This is a genomic window from Marivita sp., from assembly GCF_051251565.1.
Taxonomy (GTDB): Bacteria; Pseudomonadota; Alphaproteobacteria; order Rhodobacterales; family Rhodobacteraceae; genus Marivita.
Genome location: NZ_JBPOFB010000005.1, coordinates 272,564 through 284,685 on the forward strand (window position 1 = coordinate 272,564; position 12,122 = coordinate 284,685).

At 59.0% G+C, this 12,122-nt stretch carries 17 protein-coding genes; 9 read left to right on the forward strand and 8 right to left on the reverse strand.

Going from position 1 to position 12,122, the window contains the following annotated elements; genetic code table 11:
• Positions 1–22: 22 nt before the first annotated feature.
• A complete protein-coding gene (locus ACSHXH_RS09625) occupies positions 23–856 on the forward strand; it encodes a transporter substrate-binding domain-containing protein (protein ID WP_435671566.1) in 834 nt (277 codons plus the stop codon).
• A 56-nt stretch (positions 857–912) separates the two neighbouring features.
• Complete coding sequence (locus tag ACSHXH_RS09630; protein ID WP_435671567.1) at positions 913–1,788, forward strand: amino acid ABC transporter permease; 876 nt, start codon at positions 913–915, stop codon at positions 1,786–1,788.
• On the opposite strand, the gene ACSHXH_RS09635 is transcribed toward ACSHXH_RS09630, so the two are convergent.
• Positions 1,785–2,903: a hypothetical protein gene (locus ACSHXH_RS09635; protein WP_435671568.1), complete on the reverse strand. Its 1,119-nt coding sequence runs from the start codon at positions 2,901–2,903 to the stop codon at positions 1,785–1,787. The genes ACSHXH_RS09630 and ACSHXH_RS09635 overlap by 4 nt on opposite strands.
• 89 nt (positions 2,904–2,992) lie before the next feature.
• On the opposite strand from ACSHXH_RS09635, the gene ACSHXH_RS09640 reads away from it, so the two are divergent.
• Positions 2,993–3,919: a LysR substrate-binding domain-containing protein gene (locus ACSHXH_RS09640; protein WP_435671569.1), complete on the forward strand. Its 927-nt coding sequence runs from the start codon at positions 2,993–2,995 to the stop codon at positions 3,917–3,919.
• A 116-nt stretch (positions 3,920–4,035) separates the two neighbouring features.
• Positions 4,036–5,073, forward strand: a complete 1,038-nt coding sequence (locus ACSHXH_RS09645; protein WP_435671570.1) for an aromatic ring-hydroxylating dioxygenase subunit alpha — start codon at positions 4,036–4,038, stop codon at positions 5,071–5,073.
• Here ACSHXH_RS09645 and ACSHXH_RS09650 read toward each other — a convergent pair.
• From ACSHXH_RS09650 to ACSHXH_RS09675, 6 genes are all read right to left on the reverse strand, one after another.
• A complete protein-coding gene (locus tag ACSHXH_RS09650) occupies positions 5,070–5,390 on the reverse strand; it encodes a non-heme iron oxygenase ferredoxin subunit (RefSeq protein WP_435671571.1) in 321 nt (106 codons plus the stop codon). The genes ACSHXH_RS09645 and ACSHXH_RS09650 overlap by 4 nt on opposite strands.
• A complete protein-coding gene (locus ACSHXH_RS09655) occupies positions 5,387–6,472 on the reverse strand; it encodes a fatty acid desaturase family protein (protein ID WP_435671572.1) in 1,086 nt (361 codons plus the stop codon). Before ACSHXH_RS09655 ends, ACSHXH_RS09650 begins: the two co-directional genes overlap by 4 nt.
• A gap of 65 nt (positions 6,473–6,537) precedes the next feature.
• On the reverse strand, positions 6,538–6,735 hold the full coding sequence (locus ACSHXH_RS09660; RefSeq protein WP_435671573.1) for a CsbD family protein: 198 nt from the start codon (positions 6,733–6,735) through the stop codon (positions 6,538–6,540).
• Positions 6,736–6,789: 54 nt separating this feature from the next.
• Positions 6,790–7,758 carry a YihY/virulence factor BrkB family protein gene (locus tag ACSHXH_RS09665; protein ID WP_435671574.1) on the reverse strand — a complete coding sequence of 323 codons (969 nt, stop codon included), beginning with the start codon at positions 7,756–7,758 and terminating at the stop codon, positions 6,790–6,792.
• A gap of 83 nt (positions 7,759–7,841) precedes the next feature.
• Positions 7,842–8,390 carry an RNA polymerase sigma factor gene (locus tag ACSHXH_RS09670; protein WP_435671575.1) on the reverse strand — a complete coding sequence of 183 codons (549 nt, stop codon included), beginning with the start codon at positions 8,388–8,390 and terminating at the stop codon, positions 7,842–7,844.
• Entirely contained in the window at positions 8,383–8,547 is a 165-nt protein-coding gene (locus tag ACSHXH_RS09675) for a NepR family anti-sigma factor (RefSeq protein WP_435671576.1), read from the reverse strand. Before ACSHXH_RS09675 ends, ACSHXH_RS09670 begins: the two co-directional genes overlap by 8 nt.
• A gap of 106 nt (positions 8,548–8,653) precedes the next feature.
• Between ACSHXH_RS09675 and ACSHXH_RS09680 the strand changes: the two genes are divergently transcribed.
• Complete coding sequence (locus ACSHXH_RS09680) at positions 8,654–9,463, forward strand: response regulator (protein ID WP_435671577.1); 810 nt, start codon at positions 8,654–8,656, stop codon at positions 9,461–9,463.
• 58 nt (positions 9,464–9,521) lie between these two features.
• Here ACSHXH_RS09680 and ACSHXH_RS09685 read toward each other — a convergent pair whose 3' ends face one another.
• Positions 9,522–9,683: a DUF1328 domain-containing protein gene (locus tag ACSHXH_RS09685; protein WP_435671578.1), complete on the reverse strand. Its 162-nt coding sequence runs from the start codon at positions 9,681–9,683 to the stop codon at positions 9,522–9,524.
• Between the two features lie 180 nt (positions 9,684–9,863).
• Between ACSHXH_RS09685 and ACSHXH_RS09690 the strand changes: the two genes are divergently transcribed.
• From ACSHXH_RS09690 to ACSHXH_RS09705, 4 genes are all read left to right on the forward strand, one after another.
• The gene (locus ACSHXH_RS09690) at positions 9,864–10,835 is read left to right on the forward strand and encodes an amidoligase family protein (protein ID WP_435671579.1); all 972 of its coding nucleotides are present in this window, start codon (positions 9,864–9,866) and stop codon (positions 10,833–10,835) included.
• Positions 10,832–11,545, forward strand: coding sequence for a gamma-glutamyl-gamma-aminobutyrate hydrolase family protein (locus tag ACSHXH_RS09695; RefSeq protein WP_435671580.1), 714 nt, complete (start codon positions 10,832–10,834; stop codon positions 11,543–11,545). Before ACSHXH_RS09690 ends, ACSHXH_RS09695 begins: the two co-directional genes overlap by 4 nt.
• Before the next feature lie 84 nt (positions 11,546–11,629).
• On the forward strand, positions 11,630–11,818 hold the full coding sequence (locus tag ACSHXH_RS09700) for a hypothetical protein (RefSeq protein ID WP_435671581.1): 189 nt from the start codon (positions 11,630–11,632) through the stop codon (positions 11,816–11,818).
• Between the two features lie 76 nt (positions 11,819–11,894).
• The gene (locus tag ACSHXH_RS09705; protein WP_435671582.1) at positions 11,895–12,089 is read left to right on the forward strand and encodes a PLD nuclease N-terminal domain-containing protein; all 195 of its coding nucleotides are present in this window, start codon (positions 11,895–11,897) and stop codon (positions 12,087–12,089) included.
• The last annotated feature ends 33 nt before the right edge of the window (positions 12,090–12,122 follow it).

Consider the following 12,122-nt stretch of genomic DNA (forward strand, 5'->3'; position numbering starts at 1 on the left):
TTTCAGAACGGGGAGTTCCAAAATGAACATTACAAGACGCTTTATGGGTTTTGCCCTTGGCGCAGCGCTTGCCACCACAACGGCCCTGCCCGCCTTTGCCCAGAGCTCAGCACAACAAATCGCCAGCGAAAGCGTGATCGAAGAGATCAAGGAACGCGGTGTCATCAAGATCGGCCTGTCGCTTTTCAAGCCGTGGTCGATGCGCGACTTGAACGGCGAACTCATCGGGTTTGAGCTTGACGTAGGCCGTCAGCTTGCCGAGGACATGGGCGTTGAGGTCGAATTTGTACCGACCTCGTGGGATGGCATCATCCCGGCGCTGGTTGCGGGCAATTTCGACACCATCATCAGTGGCATGACCGTCACACCGCAGCGTAACCTCACGGTCAATTTCACCGTCCCCTACGCCTATTCCGGCATGACCATTCTGGCCAATACCGCGATGACCGAAGGTTTCACGCTTGAAGATTACAACAGCCCCGACGTGACCTTTGCCGCCCGTCGCGGGGCCACGCCTGCAACCGTGATCGCAGATATGTTCCCAGAGGCAGAACTGCTGTTGTTTGACGAAGACGGTGCCGCAACGCAGGAAGTCCTGAACGGTAACGCGCATGCAACCATGTCGTCCGAACCCACCCCGTCAACCGAAGCACGTCTCAATCCCGACGTCCTGAGCGTACCGTTCAATCAGGCGTTTCAGGCGGGTGGCGAAGGCTTTGCCCTGCGCAAAGGCGACCCAGACGCACTGGCTTTCTTCAACAGCTGGATCACCGCGAAAACCAACACAGGCTGGCTGAAGGAACGTCACGATTACTGGTTCCGTGGCAATGACTGGGCGTCACTCGTCGCTGAATAACCACGCTTGCCCCTCGGCCAACCCGCTGGGGGGCACTTTCACGAACGGATCATTGCGTGCTGACTCGACTTAAAAAACTCCACTGGCTCGACTGGCTCGTTCTGGCCATCGTCGTGGGATTTTTCGGGTATATCTGGTACAAGATCGAAGGCACGCTGAACTACAATTGGCGCTGGCATCTGATCCCGAACTACATTTTCCGCTACCACACGGTGCGCGAAGAATGGTTTGCCAACGTGCTGATGCAGGGCCTGATCACCACCATCCGCATCTCGATCTATGCCAGCATCCTTGCGGTCATTCTTGGCACGATCCTTGGCATCGCCCGCTGCGCCAAGAACCTCACAATCCGCATGCTGGCGCGCACCTATCTTGAGTTTCTGCGCAACATCCCGCCGGTTGTTGTCATTTTCATCTTTTTCTTCTTCTTGTCCCAACAATTGATCAACGCGTTGAATATCGAAAGCTGGGCCCGCGAGATTGCGCGCTCGGACAATCCGGGCGTCTGGGAATTCTTCTTTGGCGACATGCGCCGGTTCCCATCGTTGGTGTCCGGTGTGATTGTTCTGGCCCTGTTTGAAAGCGCCTTTGTCGGCGAAATCGTCCGCGCGGGCATCCAATCGGTTGAGAAGGGCCAACGCGAGGCCGCGCGGTCGATCGGGATGAACCGCTATCAGGAAATGCGCTATATCGTTCTGCCGCAGGCGATGACACGGGTGCTGCCACCAATGGCCAACCAGTTCATCACCCTGATCAAGGACAGCGCGATCATCTCGCTGATCTCGGTGCAGGAACTGACGTTCAAAACGGTCGAGCTTGTCGCATCCACCCGCCTGATCTTTGAGGCGTGGATCACCACTGCCGCGTTCTATTTCGTGATCTGTTTTGGATTGTCGATGCTGTTTCGCAGGCTGGAAAAGCGCAAATCCTAAGATGCCGCCCCAAGCCGCTGGGCCACATCGCGCAGCAGCCCCCAATCCCTGAGACCCACATGGGCATCGGGGTGCGCAAAAACATCCGCCGCATCGGGGTATTGGTCCAACACCTGTTGTCCCCCCACCAGACGCGCCGGGTGGAAAATGCCGTCTTCCCAGACCGGCACATCGTCAATCCAGATCGTCGGGTCCAGCACGTTCCACGATATCTCGCCGGGCGCATAGGTACCGCACGTGTGAAAGTGCAGGATACGCGGGTTGCCAAAGGCGGCCCCGCTCCAGCGTTCGTAATTGTCACGCGCGTCCTGAAGATAGCCGCACCCCGGATGAATACCGGCATGCCATGAATGCACACAGTTGCGATCCAGCCCAAAGCGATCCGCGATCCGATCGTAATGCGCATTGGCCGCCACAACGTCCCGCGCAGAGCCTTCAAACCCCTGCAAACGCCCGTGATCAAGATGCGCCAGGACACGGCCCTCGAATTCAGCCGTGTAGCCATCGTAATACTGCGATCCCGTTCCAGTCAGGAACCCGCACAACGCCACGCGGCCCGAAAAGCTGTGGGCGGGCACCGGTTTGAAGACCGACATCGGAAACCGCAGGACCGTCGTGTCGCCCACCCCCGATTGCGGCATGTCAGGCGTTCCGCGCACATCCGTCCCGTGCGGGCAGGTGATCTGAACACTGCGCGCACGCGCCAAAGTGTCGGAAATCAGGTCTTTGAGGTCCACCATCAGGCCGTGCGGCGTTGTGCCGAACCCCGATCCCAGCAGCCCCGCATCCAGCGCAAAGTTAACCACAATTCGCGTTTTGCGTGGCATATCGCAAAACCGCAGCTGATCGCCGAGACGGGCAAGGAAAATAACAATGTCTGACCGTTCTATCTGGGTGCGCAGCGCGTCAGGCAATTCCTTGGCACACGGGCTGAAGCCAACATTCACCGTCTTGACGGTCAGCCCAATGTCCCGCGCCGCCTTAACTACCGTGTTCAGGACACTGGCGTCGAAATACCCAAGCTCTGGCGGCTCGTAGGCGACAAGAACACGCTCTCCCGCCTGCGCCTTGGCACAATTCAGCAACATGTTTTTCGCGCCTGCCGCAGCCGTCATGGGTCGGCCCTCCTGTCACAAAAACGTTAGAATCAAACTTTGTGTTCCACCAATTGAAAGCAGGCATGAATCTCATTAGTCTTGCTAATATGATCTTGAACTTGCCCTTTGCCGCCCTGCGCGCATTCGAAGCAGTTGCCCGTCACGGCAGTTTTTCCGATGCGGCTGACGAATTGGGCGTTGGTCAAAGCGCCGTCAGCCAGCACGTCAAGTCGCTTGAGGAATGGCTGGGGCACGACCTGATCATCCGTGGCGCACGGCGGTCTTTGCCCACCCGCGACGGTGCGCGATTGGCGCTCAGCATTTCCGACGGGTTGGGCCAAATATCAGAGGTGTGCGAAGACATTCGGGACAAGCGCCGCGATGACAAAACCATTGTCATCAGTTGTCATCCGGGGTTCGCCTTTATCTGGCTGTTTCCAAGGCTGATGACCTTTGATCAGGCCCACCCGGAATTCGCCATTTCGATCACGACAGACACCGGATTGCGCGGTATGGCCCGCGCCGAAGCGGACATTGCCATTCGCTATGGCACCGGCGATTTCCCCGGCTATGCCGTCAGGCAACTGATGCGCGAAAGCCTGTCTCCGGTCTGTGCGCCGCGCCTGCTGACTGGACCCAAGCCGCTGCTGACAATCACGGATTTGGCGTTCCACACGCAAATCCGCGATGAATTCGCCCCCACCACAACCGACCTTCCCACTTGGGAATACTGGGCGCGCGAAAGCGGCCAATCCCTGCCCACCCCGGCCCGCATCCGCAGTTTCGGGCAATCCAATATGGTGGTTCAGGCCGCCTTGCAGGGCGACGGTATTGCGATGGGTCGCAGCCCGCTTGTCATGGACGCGCTGCGCGATGGCAGGCTGGTTCAGCCATTTGCCCAAAGCGTGCCATCTCCCTTGAATTACTGGCTTGTTTATCCCGAAGACCAGCGCCGCACCAAGAAAATCGCGCTGTTTGTGAATTGGATCACCGCCGAGGCCGCACCCAAACCCAGCACCGCACGCACACCATGATCGGCCCGCAAAACGATTAGTCAGGTTAATCCAAGGAATCAGTTGTTCTCACTGGTGCAAAAAGGGGATCCGTTGCACTGTTGGGATGTCAGCTTCCGAAGATAGAAAGGCAGCGTATGTTCATCAAAAACGCATGGTACGTGGCAGGGTGGTCCAAGGATTTTGGGCGCAGCCTGAAAGCGGAAACCTATCTGGGCGAGAACGTCGTGATCTACCGCACCCAAGCCGGTGATCCCGTTGCGCTTGAGGACGCCTGCCCACATCGCAAGCTGCCTTTGTCCGAAGGCAACCTCAAAGGCGACACGGTGGAATGTGGCTATCACGGCCTGACCTTCGATTGCAGCGGCACCTGCGTGGACGCCCCCACCCAACGTGGCCAAATCCCACGTCGCGCGGTTGTCAAATCCTATCCGGTGGTGGACCGGTACCGCCTGCTGTGGATCTGGATGGGCGATGCGGACAAGGCCGACCCTGACCTGATCTTCCCAGTCGAGAATTTCGACAGCCCAGACTGGGGCTACACCGATGGCGGTGTGCTTGATATCGACTGTCATTACTTATGGGTCTGCGACAACCTGCTGGACCCAAGCCATGTCGCTTGGGTGCATGTGACCTCGTTCGGTGGCGCAGGCACCGATGATGGCCCTCTGGACGTGAGCAAAACCGACAACGGCGTGATCGTCGCGCGTTGGATCTATGGTCAGCCGCCCTCGCCTTATTATGCCAAGCTGGTCAAATTCGATGGGATCTGTGACCGCCTGCAACATTACGAGATGTGCCTGCCGGGCATCGGGCTCAACAAGTCGATCTACACGCCTCCGGGCACCGGCGGACCGGACAGCACGCCGGTCGCAAACACGCTGATCAACATCTCGTACAATTTCATGACCCCGATCACCGAGGACAAGACCCGGTATTTCTGGTTCCAGCACCGCAACACCGATCCGCGTGACACAGATGTATCTGAACGCATGAACGCAGGCGCGCGCATGGCCTTTGAAGAGGATCGCGCGGTTCTGGAAAAGGTCCATACAGGCATGAAAAATCCGACCACGCCCGCGATTGATCTGGGGCTGGATGCGGGGGCCAAACTGTTCCGCCAGATGGTGTCCCGCACCATTGAAACCGAACAAAAGGTGACAGAACCCGCCTAGACCCGGATCTGCACCATTCCGTCCATGACACGGGTGTCGAACATGCGCAGCGACACCCGCGCCGGGGCGGCTTTGGCAGCCCCAGTCTGCACGTCGAACAGGCCCTGATGCAGCGGGCATTCTATGAACCTGCCGTCGAAATGCCCGTCGCACAGGTTGGCCGCCCCATGCGTACAGCGTGCAAGGCTGACGTAGATGCCGTCGGTCGCATCAAACACTGCCAAGGCGCGCGATCCAAGCGTGACCGGCGTTGAGTCTCCCGGCTCAAGATCACGCACCGCGATCACATCGGTCCAAACCTTGTCCCGCGCCGTCACGCCTTGCGGGCCTCGCCATCACTGCGGGGTTTGCGGCCGATCAATTGTTTGACGATATCGACATGCGCGCCCAGATATCCACGTTCTTCGACATAGACATAGCCACGCAGCTTTTCGTGCAGTTTTGGCAGCGCGTGAAACGGGACCGACGCCGCGTAGTGATGTTCGGCATGGTAATTCATGTTCCAGCACAGGAACCGCATCGGACCCGAAACCAGCGACGTGCGGGTGTTTTCGGTCATGTCATCCACGTTGGGACGCCCGACATGTTCGGTCAGGCGGATCGCGCGCATCACGGGTTCGCCCAGAAACAGCGGGACGATCCAGTACCACAGCGGCGCGCCCCACCCCATGAGCAATGAGGCCCCCAGAACCGTCGCGTAAAACGCAACCATCATCCGCGCTTCGCGGATGATGATGGGTGCCTCGTGTTGGGTCAGGAATGTGCGATCGTCCTCGTTCAAACGCCCCGACGCATTGCGCAGGATCTGCGAGAACTTGTTGCGCCAATAGGGCACGGAAGAAATGTACCACAGGTATTTCCAGACCGAGATCGGAAGCTCGATCAGCTCGGGATCCTGCCCCTTGAGCTGCGTGTAGGTGTGGTGATTGCAATGCTCATAGCGGAATTGCTGGAACGGCAGGATAATCGCATAGCCGCACAGATTGCCGAAAATATCGTTGAGCTTGCGGGTCTTGAACACGGTGTAATGCACACATTCATGCTGAAGCGAAAAGAGGTGCACAATGACGACCCCCTGCACAAACATCGCAGGCCATATCCACCAACTGCCCTGCGCCAGATAGATCAGGCCTGTTGTCAGGACCAAAACCGCTGCAAACGCCGCAACCCGCACAAGGGCCGGCCCGTTTGACCGCACCATCAGCGCCTTCAATTCGCGGCGCGTCAAAGCACCGTCGTTCATGGCTTGGGTGATCGGGGTGCGCACGTCCGATGTCATAATGGCTCCGGGTTGTCTTGGCCCAAGCCTAATCCCCGCGCCCCGCCTGCGCAATTGCCGATCCAGACGCGCATGCCGCCACCGGGTGATCCCACCGCCGCCTGCCGAAAATAGCGGCATCTACAAAGGAAAAACCGCGCGACTGGCAACACCAACCGCGCGGTCCAAAGACATGTCAGGCAGGATCAGACGTCTTCCAGAATCCGGTCAACCGTCTTGCGCACGTCTTCTTTTGAGGCCCCCAGCTTTTGCTGAAGCACACCTTCCATCTGTTCGCGGTCGCCTTTGGCCTCTTCGACATCATCATCCGTCAAGTCGCCATAGGTCTCGCGCAGCTTGCCTTTGATCTCGGTCCATTTTCCTTCGATTTGATCACGGTTCATCTTGGCCTCCTGTCAGGTGCGTTTCCGTGCATGCGTACCAGGACAACGCGGCGATCAGCCTGCGGGTTCCGTCATATCTTCGCCGCGTGCCGGACCAAGCGTGTCTGCCTTGACCGCACCCCGCGCGCCCATGGGCCGATCATCCCCAACGGTGCTGTCGCGTTTCGTCTGCACCTCAAGCTCTGCATCCAGCAGCGCGCCCAGCAGAACGATAAAGGCCGACAGCCACAACCATGTGAGCAGAACAATCACCCCACCCAGCGCGCCGAAGGTTTCGTTATACGATCCAAAGGACTGCACATAGAGGCTGAAGCCAAAACTGCCCGCAACCCAAAGCGCACAGGCCACGAAGGCCCCCGGCGTCAACCACCGCCACTTGGCCGACCTGCGATTGGGCCCGACCCGGTACAGGACCGCAATCCCGAACGCACCCATCAGAAACAGGAAGGGCCAGCGCAGGAACATGACGATATCGTCAATGATCCCGTAATCGCCAAAGATCGCCGCGATCACCGGAATGGCTGCAACAACGGTGATCGACACCAACAGGCCGATGATCAGAACCCCGGTCAAAAAGATCGTCAGCGCTTTGACAACAAAGAAATTCCGGGTCTCTTTTTCCTCGTAGATGACGTTCAGACCGGCAATGAAATTGGCCACCGCCTTGGACGCAGAAAACAGCGCGATCGCCAAACTGAACAGAGCCGCAAAGTTCAAGGCAGAGCGGTTGGCATTGGCCACATCGGTAAGCTGTCCCATCACGATGGTTGCCGCCGCATCCGGCAGCATCGCGGTGATATCCGCACTGTTCTCGACCAACATACTGGGTTGCAGAAACGCCCCGGCAAAGGCAACCGCTGCGGTGATGCCGGGAAACAGCGACAACAAACCGTAAAACGCGATGCCCGCCGCGATCAGCCCAAGGTTCATCGCATTCTGCTTGTGCCACATGCGCAGGGCGACATCGAATAGCCCCCGCAAAGGAATATCCTTGGGGCGAAGCGCAAAGCGTCCACGGCTCATGGGTCATCTCTCCTTAACGGGTCCAACAGCCGCCCGCCTTACGGCGGACCGATGCGCGCCACGGCCAGCAGGCAACTCTCGGATCAGGCTACGTTCTTCTGGGTCGTGACGATCCCGGTGGTCACGATATCCGTGGCCTCCATAACCTCATCATCGCTCATCTCGAGGATTTCGACCAGATGCTTGCGCGCGCGGTTCACGCGGCTTTTGATCGTGCCAACAGCAACGCCGCAGGTCTCGGCGGCGTCTTCGTAGGAAAACCCGCCCGCCCCGACAAGGATCAGCGCCTCGCGCTGTTCGTCGTTCAACTGGTCAAACGCGCGGTTGAAGTCGCGCATCTGCAAGCGCCCGTCATGATCGGGTTTTTGCGCCAGGGACGCGGCCATTTCCCCATCCACATCCGCCACTTCGCGGCGTGCTTTGCGATGATGCGAATAATAGGTGTTGCGCAGGATCGTGAACAACCACGCCCGCATATTGGTGCCCGGCTGATACGAGTCGATTTTGCTCCAGGCTTTGACCAGCGCATCCTGCACCATGTCATCGGCCAACGCAGAATTCCGCGTCAGGCTCATGGCAAAGGCACGCATGGCGCTCAGATGTTCCACGATTTCGTCTTTGGGATCAGTCATGCGCATCCCCCGAAATAGTTTTGTCCGCCTCACGAAGTTGCGCAAGAAGCTGTGTGAACCGATCCGGCACCTGCTGTTGCGCGATGTCATCATAGACGCGCTTGAGGCTGGCTTCGATTTCTCGCTCCAGGCTTGATGGTTTACGATCCTGTGTCATGTCGCCCTTCAGACAATGTTTTTGGTAGAGTGTACGGTAGCGGGAACTTAACGCGACCTACCGCGTTTGGTTCCCGTATTGTCCAAAAAAGTAGGAGCTTTTCTTTATGTCGACCCAAAATCCACAGGATCTGACCACCAAGATTGGCGAGACCCTGCCATTTCTGCGCCGTTATGCACGGGCTCTTACCGGATCACAGGTCGACGGCGACACCTATGCCGCCGCCACACTCGAAGCCATCCTGAGCGATATGTCGATCTTTGACCACGAAGCATCGCACAAGGTCGCGCTCTTCAAGGTGTTCCATACGATCTGGGCCAGCTCGGGTGCCACATTCAGACTATCTGAAACCGGGATTGCCGCGAAAGCGCAGGAACATTTGTCGCAACTGACGGCCAGCACGCGCGAGGCGTTGCTGTTGCACACGATTGAAGATCTGTCCTTTTCCGACGTGGCATCCATTCTTGGGGTCACCGAGATCGAAGCGCAGACCCTTGTCGATATCGCCTATGCCGAAATGGCCCAATCCCTTGCCGGGCACGTCATGATCATCGAAGACGAAGCAATCATTGCGATGGATCTCGAAGCGATCCTCGCCGAAATGGGCCATAGGGTGACGGGCATCGCCCGCACGGCGGACGGGGCAGTTGCATTATATGACACCAAAAAGCCCCAGCTGATCCTGTCTGACATCCAATTGGCCGACGGGTCCAGCGGGGTCGACGCCGTCAACACGATCCTGCAAGACGACGCCGACATTCCGTTGATTTTCATCACCGCCTTTCCCGAACGGCTGCTGACGGGCGAAGGGCCAGAACCCGCTTTCCTGATCTCGAAGCCCTATACCGAAGATCAGGTGCGGTCCGCCGTCAGTCAGGCAATGTTCTTTTCGTCCACCGAAACGCTCAAAGCGTGATCCACCCCGCATACACCAACCAAGCCGGAGTCCCAGCTCCGGCTTGGTTCGGTGCAGCCTAAGATCGCAAAACCTGTGCGATCAACGTCACGACAAACAGCACGACGAACACCGCGAACAGGATTTGTGCCACCCCCGCCGAGGCCGATGCGATCCCCCCAAACCCGAACAACCCCGCGATCAGCGCAATGACAAAAAAGACAGCAGCCCAATAAAGCATGATAACGTCCGTTCATGTAGGGTGTGAGTATTGGCGAAACGCTCCGACCCGCGATTTGGTTCAAAGCAACCTTCACCGCAAAGCGGCCTTTGACATCGCCGGGAACGTTTTCACCTTTCGCGCGTTATCGCTCTTGTGTCCTTCGGGGCGACGCCCCTTTTGATCAACCGCAGGCCTGACATGACCCAAGACCACTCCGCCTTTCCGGCCTTGCCGGTACAGACCACACAAGACGGGCAAGACCGCCGCTGCGGCATAGAGATCGAATTTGCCGGTCCGACCGAGTTGGAGACCGGCACCCTTATTGCCAACACCTTTGGCGGCACCGTCAAGGATCGCGGCGATCACAGCGTCACGGTCTGCGATACAGACTTCGGCGATATCGAGGTGGAACTGGATATCTCTCTGCGCAAACGCGACGACCTGCCATTCCTGCAAGAAGGGCTGGACGCCCTGCGCGGTTTGATCCCGGTTGAGGTGGTCACCCCACCCCTGACACGCACCCAGATCGAGGCGTTCAACACGCTGTGCACCGCCCTGCGCGCGGCTGGGGCGATGGGGTCGCGCTCGGGTGTTCTGCTGGGCTTTGGCGTCCACCTGAACCCCGAAATTATTGCGCCCGATCATCGGGTCACCCTTGATACGATCACCGCCTACGCGCTGCTGGAACCATGGCTGCGCAACAAGGAACAGATCGACCCAACCCGCCGGATGATGCCCTTTGTCGAAGCGTGGCCAAACGGCATGATCACGGAACTGGCGCACACAACCTATGACACTCTGGCCGATCTGATGCGCATGGCAGCCAGCCATATCACCAGCCGCAACCAAAGCCTTGATCTGTTGCCGCTTTTCAAACACGCGCAGCCTGATCTCTTTGCCACTCTCTTTGACATCAACGACAAAACCGCCGCCCGCCCGACCTTTCACTTTCGCCTGCCCGACAGCCGCATCGACGAGGCAGATTGGTCCCTGCTGCAACCCTGGCAGCTGTGGCGTCAGGTCGAATTGGTAGCGACCAACGCGCCCCTGCTGTCGGCGCTGCGCGACGCGTGGGCGATCCACGATGCGGCGTGGTTCGAACGGACCTCGGCTTGGGTCAGCACAGTTGATACGCTGCTCGACGATCACGCCGCGCGGGCCACACCGTGACCCGCCCCCGGATTGCCGTCACAACATCGGTGCGCACCGGCTGGCGGGTGTTTCCGTTCATCAACCTCAGCCTCTGGCTTACCGGGGGGCGCGGTGTGCGCTGGGGCGTTGGGCGTGTCGTCGACCTTGCCGATGTGGACGGGCTGATCATTGGTGGCGGTGATGATATCGGCCCCGATCTATACGGCGGCACGCTTGGCCTGTCGGCGCGGCTAGACCCCGACCGCGACGCGCTGGAATGCGATCTGGCCAAGGCAGCCCTTGATCGCAACATCCCCGTCCTTGGCATTTGCCGCGGCGCGCAGATGCTCAACGTGGCGTTGGGCGGCTCGCTCGACCAGGAAGCGTGGACGACCTATGGCCCTGACCGCAAGATCACCACCATCCTGCCCAAACGCCAGATTTGCGTGGAACCAGACACCCACCTGTCCCTCATCGGCGGCGAAAAGCCGATGAAGGTCAATGCCCTGCACAGTCAAGCGGTGGATTGGCTGGGCGACGGTATGCGTGTTTCGGCGCGCGACACCGGCGGCATGGTGCAAGCCATCGAACGGGTGCGCGATCCCTTTGCGCTTGGCGTGCAATGGCACCCGGAATACCTGTTCTACGCCCACCGCCAACGCGCGCTTTTCCGCGCACTTGTATCGGCGGCCACAGCCTACCGGGACAGCCGCGACCAGACCCTTGCAATGCGTGCAGACGCCGTCTGATCCCCGCCGCGCGGACCTGTTTTCAGGAACTTCCCGACCGTTGCCTGCGTTTTTCCCATGAAACCGCAACAAGAGAGGTCCGATATGTCCGCGCCATCCACAAACGTCAAAAAGCAATCCAAACGCCACCGCCCGGCCCTTTGGGGCATGATCACCGCGGTCCTGATCGCATCCCTTTTGTTTCTTAGTTACCTAGCCAACATGATGGCCACCGGCACGCAACCCGGAGACGAAACCGAAACAGCGGCACCCTCCGCTGCCACTGACGGCTGATCGCCACTAGGCCCGCACATCACGGGCACAGGGGATAGCACGCCAAATGGCCCAAACCCAAGAAAGGAGACACCAAATGGGACTCGAAATAACAGGGATCGGAGGTTTGATCCTCCTAGCGTTGAACGTCTGGGCTTTTGTGTCGATCATCGGCTCGAACACCCCCACCGGATCAAAAGTGCTTTGGTGCCTTATGGTTCTGGTGTTGCCGCTTCTGGGCTTCCTGATCTGGCTGCTGGCCGGTCCCCGCTCCGAACAAGCGCGCACCTGACCACGCAAAAGCCCCGCGACACGCGGGGCTTTT